A 20,284-nucleotide genomic window follows, 5' to 3' on the forward strand; every position below is an offset into this window, starting at 1 on the left:
TTAGCGAGCGGCTTCACGCGTGATCCTTGGCCGTGAACATCATAACCCGCCGCGTCATCGAAGCGATCATCTTTTGCAGGCGCGCGGTTCGCGCGGATCACGAGCGCGATGCGACGGTCGATCTGAAGATCACCTTGTCAAGCATGGCTTGAGCATCGGCTTTCCGACTGACAGAATACTCTGTAGAACAGAGTATTCTGTATGAGATGCGATTGCGCCGTCGGTTTCGGCCATACAGAAGCAAATGGCACCGCAAAATCGCCAAGCCATATGGCGACAACCCAAGGCTTTGCCGCATTGGAGCCTGTTGATGAGCGCCGATGACATTATCCACCAGAGTACACGGCTCAGGATCATGGCCGTCCTGAACATGCTGGAAAGGCGCGAGACCCTGGAGTTCGTCCAGTTGAAAGCCATGATCGAAGTCACCGACGGCAATCTCGGAGCACATCTCGATACGCTGGCCAGAGCTGGCTATGTCGATATTGAAAAGCTTTTCGTCGGACGCCGGCCGCAGACACGGATCAGGGTCACGACGGCCGGGCGGCAGGCCTTTCGCGGTCACATTGCCTTTCTTCGCAAGATCATCGATCAGGCAGAGGCAACGCGTCGCAGAAAATAGCAAAGCGACGAGCCTTGGTTCACCGCCTCACGATACGGCGAGCCGCCCGTCGACAGTTCGACGGCGGCGGAATTGCCGCGTGTTTCGACAAGGAGCGCGTTGTCATCACGGCTGATAGCCGAGACAGATGGCGCCGAGCGCGACGCCGGCGCAGGCGCCGACCCGCCGGGGCGTCAGCGTCTCGCCTGCGCCCCCTTCAGGCCGCAGGCGCGAAAAAGATCGGAAGGAGAACGAGGTGCGTTCAGCGCAGGACGCGGCAACGGCCGTTATAGACCATCCAGCGATCGAAGCCCGAGACGCAGAACTCGACATTGTCGCCGATCGAGGCAAAGCCCTGGCCTTCCTCGATCAGATAGAAGATCGATCGGTCCCGGCCATCCGACAGGCTGACGGTTGCCCGGCAATAGTGACGACCGATCGGCCATTCCTCGCTCGCCTGCTGATAACGGTGCTGGCGAATGTCGCGAAAATCGGTAATGGCGACGTCGGGCAGATGGGGCACGTGATGCACCTGGTAGGAGAACCGATGCGTGATCTTGCTCAGCACCCATGTCTCGCCACAGATGCTGCCATCGTCCTCAGTATAGACGCCGAGGTCGGCCGCCTGGACCGCCCGGGTGACACCGAGAGGCGCGGCAAGGGGCGTGCAGAGCGAAATCAGGGCAGCAAGTGCGGATTTGGCGAAGCGAGTCATGGCAGCCTCTCAAGGTCGATTGCGCGCACTGTGCGGATTCGCTCGGCGGCGGTCAAGCGGTTGCCGAAACAATGGTTTCCAGAAACCGGCGCCGGGCAATTGCTGTAAGCAGCAACCCGCAGGAAACGGCTAAGTTCCCCACGGACTGATCGTGCGGTCGTAAGGAACGCGGCGATCGAAACGGGCTATTCCGGCGGCGGGACCTGCTCGCCGGCCAGCCATTCCAGCGACCAGTGGGCCGGCTTGCCCACGGCGAGCAATTTGTGCAGTGCCGGCAGTATGGTTCGCAGCTCGCCTTCCAGCGTGAAGGGCGGATTGACCACCACCATGCCGGTGCCATCGAGGCTGGGATCGGAAGAGGCCGGCCTGATCTCGAATTCTATGTCGAGGATTTTCGAGATGCCGGATTGCTTCAGCGCTTTCCTGAAGGCGATCACCGCCTTGCGGTCCTTGATTGGATACCACAGCGCGTAGATGCCGCTGGGCCAGCGCCTGTGCGCCTTCACCAGCCCGTCGACGAGGCGGCCGAACTCACCCTCTTCCTCGAAGGGGGGATCGATGAGCACCAGGCCGCGCTTTTCCTTCGGCGGCAGGTGCGCTCCGAGCGCAAGCCAGCCGTCCAGTTCCATCACCTTTGTCTGAAAATCGCCGGCGAACTCGATCTTCAGCCTGGCGGCTTCTTTCGGGTGCAGTTCGATCGCCGACAACCGGTCCTGCTTGCGCAGGAGATTGCGCGCGAGCAGCGGCGAGCCCGGATATTTCTTTACGCCGCCCTCCGGATTGAGCGAGCGCACCGCCGCCAGATAAGGCGCCAGCAGCGCCGCCGCCTTCGCATCGAACGCGGCATCTATCAGCCTGCCGATGCCGCCCTGCCACTCGCCTGTCTTGTGCGCTTCGAGTGACGACAGATCGTAGCGGCCAATGCCGGCATGGGTGTCGATGACGCGAAACGCCTTGTCCTTCTGCTTCAGGTAGTCGAGCAGGCGCGTCAGCACGACATGCTTGACGACATCGGCAAAATTGCCGGCGTGGTAGGCGTGGCGATAGTTCATGTGGGACCCCTGCCCCAACGTGGCGGCGGCGGCTGCGAATTCGGATTTTCCGGTCGCCCGCCAGCAGAACGCAAGGACAGCAAGAAACCGATCAGGCCGACCGCCATCAGCGAGAAGCCTATCGGCCGCGCGCGGCCGTCGATTTCTCGGCCACCGGAGCGCAAGACAAGGTCGACCGCTCGCATCGGTATGTCCTCGGCATCGCCCGGGCCGACCGTGAAGACGTAAGCGCCAGGGCTGACGGTGGCGATCAGGCCAGCCTCGTCGCGAAAGATCTTGTCGGGCAGTTGCGGGCTGGCCTGGCGCGGATTGTCCACATGGTTGAACTGCAGCGTCGAGGCAAGCACCGTGCGGCCATTGGTGGCCGCGGTCAGCGTCAACACAGTGCGCTGCTGCGAAACGATGCGTTCGGCCCTCGCGGTCAGGTCCACCAGCACCCGCACCGGCGCATCGCGATCCCTAAGCGATACGGTCAACGGCTTGAATCGGCCCTGCTCGTAGACCCGCCAGGTGCCGATTTCGCGGCCGGAAAAATTGGCCGTCGCCCAGGGATAGATGAGACCGATGCCGGTGCCGGCCAACAGGATCAGGACGAAGAGAAAGCGCATTCAGGCGGTCACCTTGCAATCAAACCCTGCCGGACGGTCGGCTTATATCGGCGCCGTCGCGCAGGCGTTCCATTTCGTCCAGCAGCATGTCGAGGCCGAGTTCGAAGGTCTTGTCGAATTCGGCGGCGCCAAAAAAGCGCCCGGCCTCCACGACGTTTGGATAGTCCCTGGCCAGTTGCTCGTCGCTGACCGTGTTCACCGCGGACGGGCCTCTGGAATAGCCCGCGTTCTCGTCCAGCACCGCGCCCATCAGATAATAGCCCACGGCGCGGAAGAGCCGCGCACTGAGTTCCGCGTCGAAGCCGCCATCCTTGAACAAGCCGATAATGCCGTTCAACCAGGCAAGGCAAGTCGGCGAATTCATCCGGTAGGTAACGATGAGAGTGGAATAGGCGGGATGCTCGCGGCCGATGCGGCGGAAATCGTCGACGGCAACACGCATTCTTTGCCGCCAGGGAAGGCTGGTGTCAGGCACTTCAAGGGCGCCGATCAGCCGGTCGATCAGCGCCTCGTGCAGATGCGCCACCGAGGGAAAGTGATGATAGATGCTCATGGCCTCGCAGCCGAGCGCGGCGGCGAGCTTGCGCATCGAAAAGCCGGAAAGGCCCTCCCTCTCGATCACCTCGAAAGCCGCGTCCTCGATCATTTCGCGCGACAGACGCCCGCGCGCTCTCTGTTTCGTGATTGGCTGATCCATAGCGCCGCTTGACAACTTACAGTGTAAGGTTCATTTTCGCCGTCACCTTACATCGTAAGGCTAACAAAGACCAGAGGAGAAAACCATGTCGTACCATCGCATCGTCAAATCCGTGCAGTCTTCATCCCAGCATGTGTTCCTGTCCGCCGCAGCAGCCTGTGTCCTGTCGCTTGGCTCCGCACCTGCCCATGCCGACGACTATGATGCAACCCTCAAGGACATACAGTCGACCATGGGCGGCGTCCCAAGCTTTGTAAAACAGTTTCCCAAAACCGGTCTGCCCGGTGCCTGGGCCGAGGTCAAGGCCATCGAGCTCAGCGACAAGACGGCGTTGCCGCCCAAGGTCAAGTCGCTGATCTCCTTGGCCGTGGCGGCGCAGATTCCTTGCACCTACTGCATCTGGTCGGACACGCAGGACGCCAAGCGCGCCGGCGCTACCGACGAGGAGATCGAGGAAGCCGTGGCGATGGCGGCGCTGACGCGCCACTGGAGCACTATCTTCAACGGCATGCAGGTCGATTTCGACACATTCAAGAAGGAAATGGGCGGGCAGTAAGCCCGCCGGCAAGAAGGAAATGGGCGGGCAGTAAGCCCGCCGGGCGGGCAGTCCCGACGGGAGTAACATAGCCAAGCTGGAGCACGGCGCCGCGTCAGGAGCGGCCTGCCACACGACAACAGGCGTCCCTGTTTTGTGGTTGCCTGAACGAGATGGCCCGCTGAGAAACGGACCATCTCGACCATTTTTGCGGCCCGCGCGCCAGTGCGGCGGTCAACCTGGATGCGTGGTCGCGCCATGGACAGCAGCTAGCCTATGCCCTCAAATGCCATTGCCGAGATGGCCGGCATTCCACTATGACTTCGATGCGCCTGCAGGCGAGAAGGGGATGTCGACTCATACCTTGGCGGATGAGGGACCTCGATGCACAGAGGACACGGGCGGCCCGACAGAGAGAAATCGGCGTTAAAAGTCATTCCTGCGGGCCGATTCTGCCTTCTGATTTTGACTCTTGGTCTGCTCTGCGCCGCTGCCAGTTGCGACGTGGATTTCGTCCGCAGAGAGATACTGGCAAAGTATTCACGGCCAAGCGTTTATGTCTGCAGTCCCAGCGGATTTGGGCAGCAATCTCATTGCAACCTGAAGATTTGACGCCTTCTGAATCGCTCTTCATTTCAGACAGTGCCCAGGGGCTACCCACCCCAATGATCTCACAAGGACACTCCGCCCTGTTCCTCGACATCAGGCTTTTGATGGCACCCGAGAAGAGATCGCGGCAGCCTGTGAAATTTGCTTGGATCGAGCCAATATGCTGATTCAAAATGAAGAACCCCGGCCGTGGCCATCCGCGCCCGCGCCGGGAACGCGTCGGCCATGATTAACCAATGGCAAACACAATTGGTTAAGGAATCTCTAATTTAGTTGACTTGAATTTTCACAGGTATGTTTTCAGGGCGTTGGGATGTGCAATTTGGGCGAGCAATCGGCGATGATGGCATGGGGCGCGTGATCGCGATCTTGGGGCGCATGGACTGCTGAACGGCAGATACAAGCCGGGCGGCAGCGGCCTCGTAACTCAGCTAGTGACAAGCGCACATCAGTGATGGCGATCCGCGGATGCGGAGATTGCCGCGTTTAAGGACGTGGCCGGGCAGTGCTTTGCCCTGCCCGGCGGTAGCGTGTGCGGTGCGTGGAGGAAAGCATGAGTAAGGTCATCAAGGTTCTGAAACTTGGTTCCAGAAACGATCAAAGGGGCAACGGCAACGACCATAACCGAGGCCGTGCGCTGGTCGCTGGAGGCGCGGGCTTCCTAGGATCGCATTTGTGCGAACGACTTTTGCAGGACGGATACGACGTCGTCGCACTGGACAATTTCCATACCGGCAAAAGATACAATCTCAATACGCTGCTGCGCGATCCGAGATTCAGCTGCATGGAGCACGACATCGTCGATGCATTGCCTTTGGACCTTCGGTTCGACGAGATCTACAATCTAGCCTGCCCTGCTTCTCCGCCACATTATCAGGCAGATCCGATCCATACCTTCAAGACCAGTGTGCTTGGCGCGCTGAACCTGTTGGAACTCGCGCGTCGGAACAATGCCAAGATATTCCAGGCCTCGACTTCCGAGGTCTACGGCGATCCGTTCGTGCACCCGCAGCCCGAAAGCTATTTCGGCAATGTGAACACGCACGGACCGCGCTCCTGCTACGATGAAGGCAAGCGTTCGGCCGAAACCCTTTTTTTCGACTATTCGAGGACGTATGGCCTCGATATTCGCGTAGCCCGTATCTTCAACACCTACGGTCGTCGCATGCAACCCGATGACGGGCGCGTCGTCTCGAACTTCATCGTCCAGGCGTTGCGTGGCGAAGACCTGACCGTCTATGGCAGCGGCCTGCAGACCCGCTCCTTCTGCTACGCCGACGACCTGATCGAGGGTTTCATGCGGCTGATGAATGCGCCGAGTGCGCCTGCCCATCCGGTCAACCTCGGCAATCCCGGCGAATTCACCATCATGGAACTCGCGACACTGGTTGTCAGCTATACCAACTCCAGATCGAAAATCGTGCATCGGCCATTGCCGATCGACGATCCCAGACAACGCAAGCCGGATATTTCCTTCGCCAGGAGCAATCTTGGCTGGGAGCCGAAGATCAGTCTGGCCCAAGGGCTCGCGCATACCGTCGACTATTTCGACGCCCTGCTCTACGGGAGCCGGATTACCAAAGGGGCCGCGGCTTCATGAGCCAGCCGGCAGTCCTGGTGACAGGGGGAGCCGGCTTTATCGGCAGCCATACGTGCAAGCTGCTTGCCGCGGCCGGTTATCTGCCGGTGGCATTCGACAACATGTCCCGCGGCAATCGGAAATCCGTCGCCTGGGGTCCGCTTGTCGTCGGCGACATCCGCGACCGGGATGCATTGCAGGCGGCGATCGAAGCCTATCGGCCCGCATCCATCATACACTTCGCGGCGCTTGCTTATGTTGGAGAGTCCGTCGGTCAGCCGGCCGAATACTATTCCACCAATGTCACGGGCACCATCGCCGTACTCGACGCCGCACGCGCGCATTCGATCGAGAACATCATCTTTTCCAGCAGTTGCGCAACCTACGGCGTTCCGGAAGCACTGCCTATTCGTGAGACCTCTTCGCAAAATCCGATCAGCCCGTACGGGCGCACCAAGCTGATAGGCGAACAGATCATCAGCGACTATGCCAACGCATACGGAATGAAGTTCGCCATCCTGCGCTACTTCAATGCCTGCGGGGCCGATCCCGACGGGGAGCTCGGCGAGTGGCATTCGCCGGAAACGCATCTGGTTCCCAGGGTGCTGATGGCGGCGTCAGGCATCATCGACGAGGTGGAGGTCTTCGGCACGGATTATGAGACATCGGACGGGACTTGCGTGCGCGACTATATCCACGTCAGCGATCTGGCCCGCGCCCATTTGAAAGCTCTTCAACATTTGGAGGGCGGGGGACAAAGCCTGGCGGTCAACCTCGGCACCGGGCGAGGCGTGTCCATCAAGGAGATTGTCCAGGCGGTCAGCCGGATGACTTCAAGACCGGTTCCGGCCGTCTTCAGGGCCCGGCGCCCGGGAGATCCGGCCGAACTCTATGCCGATCCGAGCAAGGCGCGCGCGCACCTTGGCTTTGTGCCGCAGCTTTCCGACATCGACACGATCGTCAGGACCGCCGCCCCATTCTTCGGGCTGCGGACGAAACCGATGATACTGCCACCAAGCGACGGCGCGGTAGCGGTCGCTGCTCGATAGATCAGAGATAGCGCGGGTGGCAGCTTGCGCGTTGGCCAAATCCGCTGGGGCTGCAGATGTAAGGCGAGCCTCCTAACAACGCACCTTCATCGACAGGACTGAAAGCGACCTTCACGGGTCCCGTTGTGCGGATCGCGATCGGCGGTGGCGGAGCAAAAGCGTAAGTTCTTTCAGTGGTGCGGATAGTCCTTGTCATCAGCACCTCAGGCTCGATCCTGAGCGAACGCACGATGTATCCAGCCTGGACCGGTCGGACTGAAGGCTTGCTCCGGAGCGGATGCGCGACCGGTGCAATGAGGACGGAACCGGTTCTGGTCGTATCCATCCCCTGACATCCTGCAACCAGAGAGGTCATCGCCACCACAACAATAGAGAGAGCTTTCTTGCTTAGGCGAGAAGCGCCCATTGCGGAATTGTTCCCCATGTGTCCCTTGCCTTTGAGTATAAGCTGGGGCGCGTTGCGACACCTGCGCCGCTTCACGCCGTTTCAGTGACCACTCGCACATCACACACAAATATTAGACATCACTAATTATTAAATTTCATGAAAACCATATGGTGTTGGATCCATCGTCTTGTCGTTCTGTCAGAGAGAAGTGATTGCGCCAATCGGCGGTCGATGCGCCGACAATTCCAGCCGGACTGCTCAGCGTTTTATAAGCGATTCGCAAGCTTCTTCACAGGCCTGGCAAAAGCGGCCTGCCTGAATCCGCCCCTCCGGACACGCCGTCACCGATGTGGTATCGGGAGGGGCCAACGGAGCCAGGAACGGCGCCTGCCGCGGCGAATAGGATCCGCCCGACCTGCTGTAAGCTTCTGATTTCGTGCATGTCGTTGTCCCGGAACCGAGGACACTTCCGAGCGATATGCATCAGTTCTTGGAGTCGATCAACTTGCGGGCCTCTTCGAACCGCGCGGCCTTGGTATCACCAGATTCGAATTTTCGGTATTCGTCGGAAGGACCTTCGGGAGTTCGTTTGAAACTGTACCATTCTCCGTGCGGATCCTTGCGTTGCTCGATCGTTCCATCCTTGATTCGGTGGCTGTAGCAGGTGCGGCGCTGTTTGCCCTTGTAGCTGTTGGACCGCCAAGCGACATCCATGCACATCTTGCCGTCTTTGGTCACCAGCCACCTGCCCTCTGCGACAGACGCTGAATCCTGCCCCGACGTCCAGGCCTCAAGGCGCCGATTGCCCTTCGCGAAATAGGCCGCTCCATTTTCCCATATCCATGTGCGATCGGCATACAGAAGCTGCAGCTCATAGGCAGTTGGAACAGTGGCGGCAATTGGAGCAAGAGCGCTATCCGCTTTTGCAGGTGCGCTGTCCTTGGCGGCAGCCGCGTGGGACGTTCCCGGGAGGGCCACCTGGCCGCAGAGGGCCAGGACAAACAGGAGCAGCGTGAAACGTGCGGACCGACGACGTTCCCTGCGCCGCAGACGATCTACGCCATGCGGCGGCGACCTGGTCGGAGCTATCGGTACAATCAGCGTTGGCATGTCTGTGCGGCCCAGGGCAGCGCTATCGGCGCGACAGCCTTTGCGAATTATTTAACAGCCGCGGGAGCTGCGATGTCAACTTTCGCGGCGCCCGCTGTCGCCAAAATTAAGGATTGCGTCGTATACTCCCTCGCCTTTGACAATCGCGCGCAAAAGCAACATCCGCAGACGTCAGAGAGGACGCGGTTCCAAATGGGCGACGATCCGGAATTGAATCAGGCCGAGGTTCAGCAATACCTGCAGCAGCCGATCGCTCGGGACCCGGCTGCTCGCAATTACCTGAACCTCGACACGGCGATCTTGCTGGGGATCCTGTTCATCGCGGTCGTGTTCAGGTTCCACAACATAACCTTGCCGCTGGTCGACGCTTTCAGCTGGCGCGAGACAAGCACGGCAATGATGGCCGACAATTTTCAACAGCGCAGCGGGAACATCTTCTTCCCGGAGGTGAGTTGGACCGGACCCGGCCCGAGTTATCAGGGCCGCGAGTTCCAGATCGTCAGCTATCTGACCGCCCTGCTCTACCAACTCTTCGGCTGGCACGACTGGTTTGGCCGCGTGGCTGCGGCCTTCTTCGGTCTGGTGACGGTGTTTTCGCTGCACAGGTTGACGGCGCTATGCTGGGGCCAAACGCATGCCCATGCGGCGGCGCTCGCCTACGCGCTGATGCCGGCGGCGATCATGATCGACAGCTCGTTCCTGCCCGATCCGTCGATGCTGGCACTGGTAACAACAGGCGTCTGGCTGTTCGCCAAATACTGGGCTGGCGGCAGCCGATGGCTTTTGCCGCTCGCCGCCGTCAGCTTCACGCTCGGTGCGCTGGCAAAGCCGCCGGGCGTGGCGGCGGGCGCCGTCATCTTCTACCTGATGGTGCGCTGGATTCTGCAGAAGAAACGACGGCAGGCGGCCGAGGTCTTCCTGTGGGGATTTTTGAGCCTGGCCATCATCGGCGCCTATTTCAGCTGGGCCATCTATCTCGGCCGCAGCTATCCACCCTATCACGTCGCGGGCAGCGGCTACATCTGGAACTCCGGATTGTGGACGTTCGTCAATGATGGCTTCTACTTCAAATCCGTGTGGAACACCTCTGTCTGGTGGTTCTACGGCTATCCGTTCATGGCGCTGATCGCGGTCGGTTTCTGGATACCGCCCGGACCCGCCGAAGACCCGACGCAGCGCACCCTTTCGGCCATTCCCTATATTTGGCTGGGTGCGGCCATGATCGTCTACCTGGCGGCGGCGCGCGAAATCACCAGCAACCCCTGGAATTACCACATTTTCCATGTGCCGTTCGCGATGTTCTGCGGCCGCGGCGCGCTTCTTCTGGCAACGTTTGCATCGGGAACCGTTCTGTCGCCGGTCGTGCTGCGTTCGATCTGTATCGTTGTCGTGACCCTCGTGTGGTCGACCTTTCCTCTCGTGAGGACAATGAAGGCGCCGGTCGCGATGAACGGCAAGCTGCTCGGCGAGGAGTTGGCGCGGTTGGCGCAACCGGGCGACCTCGTCGTGGCCATCGCGCCGGAGGTCGGCGATCCCGTCGCCGTCTACTACAGCAGGGCACGCGGCTGGGTGTTCCCGCCTGGCGGAGGCGATGTCGAATGGTCGAAATTCGTCGCGGACGACGCCACCGCGATCGCTCAGCTCGAGGAGTTGCGCGGTCAAGGCGCGGATCTGTTCGGCACGGCCAAGAACGCTGCCGACAATCAGGACCAGTTGTTCATCGAGCATCATGGGGGGGTCGTCGACTATCTGGACAAGACCGCAACCAAGCTTGTGGATTCGGATGCTTTGCTGGTCTATAGGATCACCCGTCCATGAGAGCTGCGACAGCTGTGGGCCTTGACAGGATATGGCCCGACGGCTCAGCGGCCACGCATCCGCCCCGCGGAAGGCCGGCAAGGCGGTGGGCCAGGCGAACTGCCCCAGGATGACGTCTTGGACGTTCATTCGCCACGATGCCACCGCTGAAACTCGGTGGTGAAAACCGGCGGAGAATTGGTTGAAAAGAGCAATCTCGATAATCGTGACGCTGGCCCTGCTGGCCTGGCTGGCAAGCGACTCGCGCTGGCGGACGGTCGGCGATGCCTTCGACCGCATCACGCCAGCTACGTTCGCGGTGGCGACGATCGCCTTTTTCGTCACCTATGTCTTGCGTGCGCTACGCGTCTGCGACGAGTTCCGCGACGAGGTGAATGGCCGTTTCGGAGCCTGCCTGCGCGTCATTCTGATCCACAATGCGATGATCAACGTCGTACCCTTCCGGGGCGGCGAGACGGCCTTTCCCTTGCTCCTGCGCCAGGTCTTCGGCGTGCCGATCATGCGCGCCAGCGCCTCGCTGCTGTGGTTCAGGCTGCAGGACGCTTTCGTCGTCGGCGTGCTGGCGCTGGCGGTATGGCCGGGCCTGCATGCGGCGATAAAGATCGCTGGGATCGCCGCCTTGATCGCTGCCGCCTGGTACCTGCCGCGCTGGGCGCGCGCGCCGCATGACTGGGCCGGACGCGGCAGGATCGTGGCGAAGCTCGGCCTGCTGCGCGACACCTTCACCGAGGCGACCGGGCGCTCGCGTTACGGCTGGTGGTGGACGATCGCCAACTGGTCGCTGAAGCTCGCCGTGCAGGGATGGCTGCTGGCCCTGATACTGGGAACATCCTTCACGACGGCCTTTCCAGGCGTCGTCGGGGCCGAAGGCGCCGCAATATTGCCGGTGCAAGGCGTCGCCGGCTTCGGCACTTATGAAGCGGGAGCGGCGGCGGCGCTGCTCACATCCGGAATTGCGATGAAGAGCGGTCTGCAGGCGGCACTGGCGCTGCACCTGTTCATCTTCTGCTCGGCTATCGCCACCGGCGCTATAGCCTGGCTGTTTCCCTCGAAATCGACGCTGCCAGGGACTCCGGCCGTCGGACCTGCAAGGAAGCCATCCCAATGAACATATTGCCCATCCCTGCTTCGGGGCTGCCTGATGGCGCGGTGATGCCGGACCATACGCTGTCCATCGTCGTGCCCATGTACAACGAGGCCGAAAACGTCGAGCCGCTGCTGACGCGGATTCACCAGGCGATGGAACGCTACGAGCAGCCGTGGGAGGTCGTGCTGGTCGATGACGGCAGCACCGACGCGACGGTGAGCGAGATCAGGCGCCTGGCTGCGCATTATGGCCCGCATGTGCATGCGGTCGAACTCGTGCGCAATTACAAGCAGACCGCCGCGATGCAGGCCGGCATCGACGCGGCGCGCGGCGATGTCATCGCCACGATCGACGGCGACCTGCAAAATGATCCCTTCGACATCCCGCGCATGGTCTACCGCCTGCTGAGCGAGGATCTCGACTTGGTGGTCGGCTGGCGCAAGGACCGTCAGGAGGGGCTTTTGATGCGCAGGCTCCCTTCGCGTATCGCCAATGCGCTGATCGCGCGCGTCACCGGCGTGCGCCTCAAGGACTATGGCTGCAGCCTCAAGGTCTATCGCGGCAGCGTCATCCGCAGCGTCAAGCTCTATGGTGAGATGCACCGCTTCATCCCGGCATGGCTGGCTACCGTGACGACCCCCAGACGCATCGCGCAGGAGGTTGTGACGCATCATGCCCGCATCCACGGCCAGTCCAAATACGGCATTTCGCGCACCTTCAGGGTCGTGCTCGATCTGGTGTTCATGTATTTCTTCATGCGCTATCGCACACGGCCCGGACATTTCTTCGGTGGCATCGGCATCGCGCTTGGCGCGCTGGGTTCGCTGATACTTGCCTATCTGCTTTGCCTGAAGCTGTTTTTCGCGCAAGACATCGGAACACGGCCGATGCTGTTCACTGGCTTCTTTCTGCTGATCGCCGGAGTGCAGATGGTGACGTCGGGCGTGCTGGCGGAAATGCTGGCCCGCGTCTATCACGAGGCAAACGGATCATCGGCCTATGTCGCGCGGCCACGGCCGGCGCCCGGCGACGATGACGGCTGGCTCCGCCCGAGCCGGCCTTCATGAGGAGATCGGAACGCCAGGGATATTCATGGCCACGAGCCCGTGGCGGTCGAAGGGCAAGAGATAAGGCGCAACCCTGCGCCCACCTCTCGCCCTCGACTCGCGCCCCCAGCGAAGACTTCGGTGGCAGCCCTCGGTCAGGCACCGCCACTTACACATGTCGCGGCGAATAGGATTCGCCCGACCTGCTTTAAGCTTCTGATCTGCATGTCGTTGTCCCGGAACCGAGCACACTTCCGGGCGACATGCATTCTGATTTTATGCATGTCGTTGCCCCGGAACCGAGGACACTTCCGGGCGACGTGCATTTAGATCCAATGCTCTAGTAACGCGAACGGCAGCTGGCGCGCTGGCCGAAACCGCTCGGGCCGCAAATCCAGGGCGAATGCCCCAGGAACTGACCGCCATTGCCCGGGCTGTAGGAAACCTTCACCGGTGCCGGCCTATCAATCCGTTGCGGCCGCACGAAGGCCGCGTAGGCCTCCTCCCTGGTACGCGTCACGACGCTCATCTGTGCAAGCGGTTTGCGGTAGAGAAGCTTTGTCTTGACGTGATGGACCTTCCCAGCGTGATGGGCCATTTTGCCGAACCCGTAGTCGATGGTTCGCCCGTTGATCGAGCCGGTCTTGGTTGTATCCATGGTCTGGCAGCCGGACACCATCGAGACGAGCACAAAAGCAGCAACAGCACAGGTATATTTTTTGCCGTTGTTGGCCAAATGTTCCATAACCCTGTTCATCTGCATCTCTCTACCCTTAAACATAATTCGGTTATGTGCGGGTGATATACTTTATAGTCGGCTTCTTTCCGCACTTTTTAAGTGATCATCGCCACTCAATCTGCATACGTATATTAGAACGAACTTATTAAAATTCGTGCAAACAGCATAATGAACACAGTCTTTCGGTGTTCGTTCGAATATGATGAAAATTCGATTGATTGGATCGGAGCCAGGCAGGGCGCGTGGGGTGCTTCGGCAAACGAAGCCTCCGCACCGGTGGCAACGACGGCGATCGGCGCTCAGGCTGGCAGAGTCGAAGGGCTGTTGCAGGTGTTAGGGGACGCTCAGCGCTGCGTTTCCCAACCTGGATCGAAGTAGAAATTGCGGGCGCCGATTTCGCCCATGCCGGCGCCCGAAACTGGGAAAGCCATCTTGACGAGATGAACGGCGCCGGCACCCTGCTGCAGTCCGTAAATGCCCTCCAGGCCGCGGCCGTAAAAACCCGCGAGCGGAGCCGTTAAAGCCACGCCGGCGAGCGAAGCCTGCAAGACAAATTTGCCGATACTTGGCCGCAGGGAAATCTTGTTCTCGGTGACGTGCTTGGCAATGATCACGATAGTCAGCAGGCTATATAAAGCTGCATTGAACGCGGCGAACCAGTAAAAACCCGTGGCGCTCTGCGGATTTTGTACAAGGAGCACGGGCAACGACGCACCGACGGCAAGCGCCACATAGGGGATGACGACACGAACCGGCAGGAGATCCTTCGGGCCGCGGCCCTTCGGTGTGACGCGAAAATCGACAAACGATTTGGTCAGATAGTCGCGGACGGCCGACAGCGTGCCCGCCAGCACCCACGGCCAGCGCGCGAAGAAATGAAACAGCATGCCTTCCCAGCTGAGTGCCTTGGCCGTTACCGGTCGTGAGAGCGCGAACGCCTTCAACATCATCACCAAGACGATCGGCGTAACCGAACTCGGCGCGTAGTGGAGAATGAAATCCAGATACGTCACATTGGCGAAGTTCCGGCCAGAAAACAGCGCGTAGATCGGCATGAGATACGTGGAGAGCGCGAGCAGTGCGAACAGCGGGTACCAAAGCTGGCAGAAAACGAACTGCAACCTCAATCGCAACCTCAGCTTGGAGAGATACATGGGCGAGTATTCGAGCAGGATGGTGGTCAGGCTCCTCGACCACTGGAATTCCTGAGTGACGAGGTCGGCGAAAGTCTGTGGGCCATCACCGTGCGCAATGGCGTCGATTGCATGCACGCCGCGCCAGCCCCCCGCGTTGATCAGCATGGAGGTCGAGTGGTCTTCGGCCAGTTCTGGGCCAAGCCCGCCCGCCTGCTTCAATGCGGCGGTGCGCACTGCATAGTGCGAGCCTATGCACAGTGGCGCTCCGACGCTCGTATAGCCCGACTGCAGCAGGCCGTGCAGCATTCCCTCCACGAACAGTCGGCCGCGGGCCGACCAACTCTCGGCGGCATTGTTGTCGCAAATGCTCGGCGCGGAGACGTAGCCGACAGCGGGGTCGGCGAAGGCCGCCAGCATCTCGCGCAGATAGGTCTGCGTCGGCACGTGATCGGCGTCCATCTGGGCGACGAAGTCGTAGCGTTCATAGCCGTAGTGATCATAGAAGAAGGCGAGATTGCCTTCCTTGCAACGGGTTCGGCGCGGCCAGGTCTTGCGATGATAGTCTTCCCGGCCTCGCCGCGTCGATATCTGGATGTTTCGCGCCTCGCACCATGCGATCGTCTCCTCGGAAGGGTCTTCGTCGGCAAGCCAGGTGTCGTGGGGATAATCCTGCGCAAGCATCGCCTCGAGCGTGCGCGCAACCACGAAAAACGGTTCGGATGGCGCTTTCGTCACCACCATCGCCACCCTCGAACTCGCAGCGATCGTGTAAAATTTGGACGGCCTTTTCGACACAAGCACGAATAACAGGAAATACATCGGCATCAGCGTCAGCCAGGCCAGCACCGTCGTCGCGAAGGCGTATGGCCCGATGTACTCGACATGCTCGGGCCTTAGCCACCAGATCCAGAAAAAACCGAGCGTGACGAACCAGAATGCCAGCGCCAGCCTCAGGATCCATTGCTGAGCGGCAGACAGGACGGGAACCAGAAAAGGGCCCTTCTGCGCCGCCTTGGCCAGAGCCGCCCGAGACCGGCGTTTCGGCCTGTTCTTACCGCTGATGGTCGCTACGTCCGCGGAAAAACTCATACACGTACCGCCGCCACTCTAAGCGTCAGCCGAAGACGGCCGACAGCCTTCAACCCCGGCGCCAGAATCCATCGCAAATTTATTAGAGTCAACTAAATTAAGAGCTTCTTAACTATGCTTCTTGGGAACTGGTTAACCTAGCGCCTTTGAAGCGCCGGGCCGATCCGGCGGTCGCGTGCGCCCGACCAGCGCTGGACAGGCAAGCCGGACGTTTTGCGTTGAGGAATTCACCGAGAGGGGGCTGGTCCCCATGAGGACAAGCAGCGTTAACCACGTTGCGGGCGCCAAGGTTAAGCAACCGTTAATTGTGCTTGACTCTTGGCCCCGACCGGCTCTTAAATTAGCTAGGGATGATATATCGGGATGTTGACGCGAATTTGTGAGTATCGCGGCGAACTTTCTCTCTGAAGCTCTTCAGTATCGGAGCCTTGAGGGATAATTTTGGGTGGGTCCGTGCCAAGTTCGCACACTCGCCAATGGTCGCTCCGAAATCCCGCAGATTACGCCAATAGAGCCGATGGGTGTTGGATAGGCGTGTCGATCAGGCATCGACGCGCCGGGCGAAGCCTTGGCTTCCGCAGGAAGTCGGGCCTTGGGAGGCAAACAATGAAACGCTCCGCAGCAAATGCGCTTGTAGTCACGCTGGTTTTGGGCGGAAGCGCCGCGTTCCCCACGGCGGGAGGCGCCGGCTCCGTCCCCGTGACGGACCCCGTTCAGACGAGCAGCGCCGCGTCGGCATTCGGCTCGTACGATCCGTATGGCGATTTCACCAATGACAAGACCGCCAGCATCGAGGAACTGTTCTTGCCTTGGGAAGACGTCGATTTATCGACGCTGCCTCTGGCCGATGCCTATGCCCAGCAGCGCGGGCGCTCGCTGTTGATCACGATCGAGCCGTGGACCTGGTCGAAGGACTGGCGCATCACCCCGCCCGAGCTGCGAGACGGCATATTGGGCGGCAGATATGATGCCAATATGCAGGCGATCTGCGGCTTGGTGGGACAGATGAAAAGCCCGGTGACCATTCGCTGGGCGCAGGAAATGGAAGACAAGAACGGTCGCTTCACCTGGGCCAACTGGGCACCGAAGGACTGGATTTCCGCTTACAAGCGCGAAGTCGATGTCTGCCGCAAGGCCGCCCCCACGGCCAAATATATGTGGTCGCCCAAAGGCGATGAAGGCTTGGAAAAATACTACCCTGGTGACGACTATGTCGACGTGATCGGCCTGTCGGTGTTCGGCCTGCAGAAAAAGGACAACGACGAGGCCGGTCACGACCGTACGTTCGCCGAGTTGCTGAAGCCAGGCTATGATCGCGTTGCGGGGTTCAACAAGCCGATCGTGGTGGCGGAACTCGGCTATGTCGGCAAGCAGGACTATGTTTCGAAGTGGCAGGACGATTCTCGCAAGTCCTATGCGGAGTTCCCGGCGCTGACTTCAGTTGTCTACTTCAACCAGAAGGAAGTGTGGCCGTGGCTGGGGGGCTATGGTCTGCCCGACTGGAGGGTGACCCAGCACGTCCTGCCGTAGACGCGTCGTCCCGATGCGTCCCGACACGATCGGGATGGATCTCCATCTTCTGTTTGTTTGCCATCCATGCGAACCAGCGTTTCGGCATGATGGATGAGGCGTGGCGTGAATCAGTCCGTGGAGTAGTTCCGTGAAACGAGTGCTGGGTAATTGTCTTGGAGCGGCATTCGCCTGCTCCGTTCTTGTTCTTGCCTTACAGGTCCCCGCGACAGCCAAGACAGCGGCCAAAATCGCCGAGCAGGCGCAAAAGGGCGCCGTGGTGCCCGACGAAGGCGTCTACCAGATCTATCAGAACCGTTCGTGGATGTGGGGCAATCACGGGGCCGCGTTCTTTGCCGTCAGGCAGCGGCAATTTAACGCCTGGTCGACGGAAAAGGGCCAGCCGGGCTATGGCGACGGGATATGGTTCATCCCCGGCGGCGGCAAGTTGTGCTACCGCGCGCAATGGCACGGCTCCTGGGGCGTGAAGGGCTCAATGACCTGCTTCGAGCATCGCCAGACCGGCAAGGCGATCTACAAGCGCAAGTCGCCTGATGGCGAGTGGTACGTTTTCAGGAGTTCGCATCGGAACCGGTCGGACGAGTCCGCGAAATTGAAATACGGCGACTACGTCACCAGGAAACAGACACGGATCAAGGCAAGGCTTTAGAACCGTCATCCGCGAAAGCCGCCGGGCTGGAGTTGTTCATCGTTCCAGGCGAACGTCGAACTGCTCTTCGTTCTAGCGCAATTCGCCAGGCAAGGCGCTGCGCGCTTTTCCCGGGATAGGTCCACACTTTCCGTGGAATTGCTCTACGCCTTGCGCTCCCAGCGGCGGTCCGCGGCTTGCTGCCAGTAGGTCACGGCGTGGCCGGCGTCCTTCATCGTCTTCCAATGCGCCCGGGCCATCTCGACCTGGGCCGCGTCATGGCCGTCGAACAGGAACACCGCACGCTCATAGCCGCCGAGGTCGGGCGGAGCCGCGCCGTCTACGAGGAACCTGATCTTGGCTTGGTTGGGATTGCCCTCGCCGGTGGTCAACAGGATTGGCTGTTCACCGGGATAAGCTTCGCGATCGGTCGCGTGCGCCAGGAAAGAATCGTCGCGGAAAGTCCACAGATGCTGGTCGAGCGCGTCGCGCCGCTCCTCGGTGCCGGTCTGCACCACGGCGCGCCAGCCGCGATCGACGCTGCGCTCGAGCAGGCCCGGCAGCGCATCCTCCAGCGTCGATTCGGTCAGATGGTAGAACAGCACATCGGCCATGGACGAACGTCAGCTCTCGTAGTGATCACGCACCAGTCGGTCCAGCAGCCGAACGCCGAAACCCGAACCCCAGGACTGGTTGATCTCGTTCAACGGCGAGCCCATCGCGGTCCCGGCAATATCGAGATGCGCCCAGGGCGTGTCCTTGACGAAGCGCTGCAGGAACTGCGCGGCAATGATCGCGCCGCCGTAGCGGCCGCCGATGTTCTTCATGTCGGCGTTCTTGGAATCGATCAGCTTGTCGTATTCAGCGCCGAGCGGCATGCGCCACAGCCGTTCCTGCGTTGACTGTCCGGCCGCGGTCAGCCTTTGCGCCAGTTCGTCGTCGTTGGAGAACAGGCCGGCATAATGCAGGCCGAGCGCAACCATGATGGCGCCGGTCAGCGTTGCCAGGTTGACCATGAATTTCGGCTGGAAGCGGTCGTTGCAGTACCACAGCGCGTCGGCCAGAACGAGGCGCCCCTCCGCGTCGGTGTTGAGCACCTCGATGGTCTGTCCGGACATGGAGGTGACGATGTCGCCGGGGCGCTGGGCATGACCGTCGACCGCGTTTTCGACAAGCCCGATGATGCCGACGACATTGGCCTTGGCCTTGCGCGCGGCGAGCGCATGCATCAACCCGGTCACGGCGGCAGCCCCGCCCATATCGCCCTTCATGTCCTCCATGCCCGAGGCCGGCTTGATCGAATTGCCGCCGGTATCGAATGTGACACCCTTGCCGACGAAGGCGACGGGCCTGTCCTTCGGCTTGCCGCCGTTCCACTGCATGACCGCCATGCGGGCGCCCCGGGGCGAGCCTTGCGCGACGCCGAGCAGCGAACCCATGCCGAGCTTCTTCATCTCCTTCTCGGTCAGGATCTCGACGTTGACGCCGAGTGCCTCGAGTTCCTTGGCGCGGGCGGCGAACTCGACAGGTCCCAGCACGTTTGCCGGTTCGTTGACGAGATCGCGCGCCAGAAGCACACCGTCGATCACCGCCTCGGCATCGGCGAAAGCTTTCTTGGCGCCTGCGGGGTCGGCGGTATGGATGGTCACCTTGACCGGCTTTTTCGGATCGGGCTTACCGTTCCCTTGGCCGCCCCCCTGGCCGCCTCCTTGGCCGTCGTCCTTATCCTTCCTGGTCTTGTACTTGTCGAAGGAATAGCTGCGCAAAAGAATGCCCGCCGCGAGGTTCGCGGCATCCTTGCCATCGGGCGAAGCGCCGGCCAGGTCGAGCACCACGGCCACGTCGGTTGCCTTGCGCAGCGATGCCGCAATGGTGCCGCCGAGCTTCAGCCAGGCATATTCGTCGAGCCCCGCGATCTTGCCGGCGCCGATCGCGACCAACCTGTCGAGCGACGTCGTTTCCGGCGCCAGGATTTCAACGATGCCGGCGAGCTTGCCGGTAAACTCGGCGATCGGGAAAGCCCGATCCAGCGTCTTGCCCGGATCGTAAGCCCTGGCCGCATCGCTCAGGCCGCCACTATCCGCCGACAGCACGAAGACCGTGCCCTTCCTGCTCGCCGCCGCCTGGGGCGCGGCGAATTTCGCAAAGGCGATCGACGGTCTCGGGTTCATCATGTCCTGCTTTCGGGGATTGGGCGACTTTGCGCGAAGCGGTTGAAGTGATCCGCGACATTTGGTCGTTTTCCGGCATTTGGCAAGACTTTGCCAA

General features: G+C 60.9%; 18 protein-coding genes. 9 read left to right on the top strand and 9 right to left on the bottom strand.

Annotated features, from left to right (window positions below; genetic code table 11):
• Positions 1 to 310 precede the first annotated feature (310 nt).
• Positions 311 to 622, top strand: a complete 312-nt coding sequence (locus LB555_RS05615; RefSeq protein ID WP_015318476.1) for a transcriptional regulator — start codon at positions 311 to 313, stop codon at positions 620 to 622.
• 241 nt (positions 623 to 863) lie between these two features.
• On the opposite strand, the gene LB555_RS05620 is transcribed toward LB555_RS05615, so the two are convergent.
• From LB555_RS05620 to LB555_RS05635, 4 genes are all read right to left on the bottom strand, one after another.
• Positions 864 to 1,316, bottom strand: coding sequence for a hypothetical protein (locus LB555_RS05620; protein ID WP_015318477.1), 453 nt, complete (start codon positions 1,314 to 1,316; stop codon positions 864 to 866).
• A 185-nt stretch (positions 1,317 to 1,501) separates the two neighbouring features.
• On the bottom strand, positions 1,502 to 2,368 hold the full coding sequence (locus LB555_RS05625; protein WP_224682417.1) for a 23S rRNA (adenine(2030)-N(6))-methyltransferase RlmJ: 867 nt from the start codon (positions 2,366 to 2,368) through the stop codon (positions 1,502 to 1,504).
• Complete coding sequence (locus LB555_RS05630; protein WP_224682418.1) at positions 2,365 to 2,976, bottom strand: hypothetical protein; 612 nt, start codon at positions 2,974 to 2,976, stop codon at positions 2,365 to 2,367. The genes LB555_RS05625 and LB555_RS05630 overlap by 4 nt, the downstream gene beginning before the upstream one ends.
• A gap of 19 nt (positions 2,977 to 2,995) precedes the next feature.
• On the bottom strand, positions 2,996 to 3,673 hold the full coding sequence (locus LB555_RS05635; RefSeq protein ID WP_224682419.1) for a TetR/AcrR family transcriptional regulator: 678 nt from the start codon (positions 3,671 to 3,673) through the stop codon (positions 2,996 to 2,998).
• 85 nt (positions 3,674 to 3,758) lie between these two features.
• Between LB555_RS05635 and LB555_RS05640 the strand changes: the two genes are divergently transcribed.
• From LB555_RS05640 to galE, 3 genes are all read left to right on the top strand, one after another.
• Positions 3,759 to 4,229 carry a carboxymuconolactone decarboxylase family protein gene (locus LB555_RS05640; protein WP_015318481.1) on the top strand — a complete coding sequence of 157 codons (471 nt, stop codon included), beginning with the start codon at positions 3,759 to 3,761 and terminating at the stop codon, positions 4,227 to 4,229.
• 1,141 nt (positions 4,230 to 5,370) lie between these two features.
• A complete protein-coding gene (locus LB555_RS05645; RefSeq protein WP_140717917.1) occupies positions 5,371 to 6,417 on the top strand; it encodes a UDP-glucuronic acid decarboxylase family protein in 1,047 nt (348 codons plus the stop codon).
• Positions 6,414 to 7,445: a UDP-glucose 4-epimerase GalE gene (gene galE / locus LB555_RS05650; protein ID WP_224682420.1), complete on the top strand. Its 1,032-nt coding sequence runs from the start codon at positions 6,414 to 6,416 to the stop codon at positions 7,443 to 7,445. The genes LB555_RS05645 and galE overlap by 4 nt, the downstream gene beginning before the upstream one ends.
• Before the next feature lie 871 nt (positions 7,446 to 8,316).
• On the opposite strand, the gene LB555_RS05655 is transcribed toward galE, so the two are convergent.
• Positions 8,317 to 8,943: a DUF995 domain-containing protein gene (locus LB555_RS05655; protein WP_224682421.1), complete on the bottom strand. Its 627-nt coding sequence runs from the start codon at positions 8,941 to 8,943 to the stop codon at positions 8,317 to 8,319.
• A gap of 192 nt (positions 8,944 to 9,135) precedes the next feature.
• On the opposite strand from LB555_RS05655, the gene LB555_RS05660 reads away from it, so the two are divergent.
• The 3 genes from LB555_RS05660 (at position 9,136) to LB555_RS05670 (ending at position 12,915) form a co-directional block, all read left to right on the top strand.
• A complete protein-coding gene (locus LB555_RS05660; protein ID WP_224682422.1) occupies positions 9,136 to 10,761 on the top strand; it encodes an ArnT family glycosyltransferase in 1,626 nt (541 codons plus the stop codon).
• A gap of 181 nt (positions 10,762 to 10,942) precedes the next feature.
• Positions 10,943 to 11,869, top strand: a complete 927-nt coding sequence (locus LB555_RS05665; RefSeq protein ID WP_140664664.1) for a lysylphosphatidylglycerol synthase domain-containing protein — start codon at positions 10,943 to 10,945, stop codon at positions 11,867 to 11,869.
• Positions 11,870 to 11,913: 44 nt separating this feature from the next.
• Positions 11,914 to 12,915, top strand: a complete 1,002-nt coding sequence (locus tag LB555_RS05670; protein ID WP_210241783.1) for a glycosyltransferase family 2 protein — start codon at positions 11,914 to 11,916, stop codon at positions 12,913 to 12,915.
• Positions 12,916 to 13,234: 319 nt separating this feature from the next.
• Here LB555_RS05670 and LB555_RS05675 read toward each other — a convergent pair whose 3' ends face one another.
• Both LB555_RS05675 and LB555_RS05680 read right to left on the bottom strand, forming a co-directional pair.
• The gene (locus LB555_RS05675; protein ID WP_224682423.1) at positions 13,235 to 13,657 is read right to left on the bottom strand and encodes a hypothetical protein; all 423 of its coding nucleotides are present in this window, start codon (positions 13,655 to 13,657) and stop codon (positions 13,235 to 13,237) included.
• 320 nt (positions 13,658 to 13,977) lie between these two features.
• Positions 13,978 to 15,858, bottom strand: coding sequence for a glycosyltransferase family 2 protein (locus LB555_RS05680; protein WP_224682424.1), 1,881 nt, complete (start codon positions 15,856 to 15,858; stop codon positions 13,978 to 13,980).
• A gap of 606 nt (positions 15,859 to 16,464) precedes the next feature.
• Between LB555_RS05680 and LB555_RS05685 the strand changes: the two genes are divergently transcribed.
• Both LB555_RS05685 and LB555_RS05690 read left to right on the top strand, forming a co-directional pair.
• The gene (locus LB555_RS05685; RefSeq protein ID WP_140717925.1) at positions 16,465 to 17,388 is read left to right on the top strand and encodes a glycoside hydrolase family 26 protein; all 924 of its coding nucleotides are present in this window, start codon (positions 16,465 to 16,467) and stop codon (positions 17,386 to 17,388) included.
• Between the two features lie 130 nt (positions 17,389 to 17,518).
• Positions 17,519 to 18,037 carry a DUF995 domain-containing protein gene (locus LB555_RS05690; protein ID WP_015318492.1) on the top strand — a complete coding sequence of 173 codons (519 nt, stop codon included), beginning with the start codon at positions 17,519 to 17,521 and terminating at the stop codon, positions 18,035 to 18,037.
• A gap of 143 nt (positions 18,038 to 18,180) precedes the next feature.
• Here LB555_RS05690 and LB555_RS05695 read toward each other — a convergent pair whose 3' ends face one another.
• Positions 18,181 to 18,630 carry a DNA polymerase III subunit chi gene (locus tag LB555_RS05695; RefSeq protein ID WP_141907129.1) on the bottom strand — a complete coding sequence of 150 codons (450 nt, stop codon included), beginning with the start codon at positions 18,628 to 18,630 and terminating at the stop codon, positions 18,181 to 18,183.
• Between the two features lie 9 nt (positions 18,631 to 18,639).
• Positions 18,640 to 20,187, bottom strand: a complete 1,548-nt coding sequence (locus tag LB555_RS05700; RefSeq protein ID WP_224682425.1) for a leucyl aminopeptidase — start codon at positions 20,185 to 20,187, stop codon at positions 18,640 to 18,642.
• Between the last annotated feature and the right edge of the window lie 97 nt (positions 20,188 to 20,284).

The sequence above is a fragment of the Mesorhizobium sp. BR-1-1-10 genome (genome assembly GCF_020165595.1).
Lineage (GTDB): Bacteria > Pseudomonadota > Alphaproteobacteria > Rhizobiales > Rhizobiaceae > Mesorhizobium > Mesorhizobium australicum.

Bases quoted from the DNA above. Each gene is read 5' to 3' on its own strand.
- LB555_RS05615 (WP_015318476.1), top strand. From the start codon at position 311: ATGAGCGCCGATGACATTATCCACCAGAGTACACGGCTCAGGATCATG.
- LB555_RS05620 (WP_015318477.1), bottom strand. From the start codon at position 1,316: ATGACTCGCTTCGCCAAATCCGCACTTGCTGCCCTGATTTCGCTCTGC.
- LB555_RS05625 (WP_224682417.1), bottom strand. From the start codon at position 2,368: ATGAACTATCGCCACGCCTACCACGCCGGCAATTTTGCCGATGTCGTC.
- LB555_RS05630 (WP_224682418.1), bottom strand. From the start codon at position 2,976: ATGCGCTTTCTCTTCGTCCTGATCCTGTTGGCCGGCACCGGCATCGGT.
- LB555_RS05635 (WP_224682419.1), bottom strand. From the start codon at position 3,673: ATGGATCAGCCAATCACGAAACAGAGAGCGCGCGGGCGTCTGTCGCGC.
- LB555_RS05640 (WP_015318481.1), top strand. From the start codon at position 3,759: ATGTCGTACCATCGCATCGTCAAATCCGTGCAGTCTTCATCCCAGCAT.
- LB555_RS05645 (WP_140717917.1), top strand. From the start codon at position 5,371: ATGAGTAAGGTCATCAAGGTTCTGAAACTTGGTTCCAGAAACGATCAA.
- galE (WP_224682420.1), top strand. From the start codon at position 6,414: ATGAGCCAGCCGGCAGTCCTGGTGACAGGGGGAGCCGGCTTTATCGGC.
- LB555_RS05655 (WP_224682421.1), bottom strand. From the start codon at position 8,943: ATGCCAACGCTGATTGTACCGATAGCTCCGACCAGGTCGCCGCCGCAT.
- LB555_RS05660 (WP_224682422.1), top strand. From the start codon at position 9,136: ATGGGCGACGATCCGGAATTGAATCAGGCCGAGGTTCAGCAATACCTG.
- LB555_RS05670 (WP_210241783.1), top strand. From the start codon at position 11,914: ATGCCGGACCATACGCTGTCCATCGTCGTGCCCATGTACAACGAGGCC.
- LB555_RS05675 (WP_224682423.1), bottom strand. From the start codon at position 13,657: ATGCAGATGAACAGGGTTATGGAACATTTGGCCAACAACGGCAAAAAA.
- LB555_RS05680 (WP_224682424.1), bottom strand. From the start codon at position 15,858: ATGAGTTTTTCCGCGGACGTAGCGACCATCAGCGGTAAGAACAGGCCG.
- LB555_RS05685 (WP_140717925.1), top strand. From the start codon at position 16,465: ATGAAACGCTCCGCAGCAAATGCGCTTGTAGTCACGCTGGTTTTGGGC.
- LB555_RS05695 (WP_141907129.1), bottom strand. From the start codon at position 18,630: ATGGCCGATGTGCTGTTCTACCATCTGACCGAATCGACGCTGGAGGAT.
- LB555_RS05700 (WP_224682425.1), bottom strand. From the start codon at position 20,187: ATGAACCCGAGACCGTCGATCGCCTTTGCGAAATTCGCCGCGCCCCAG.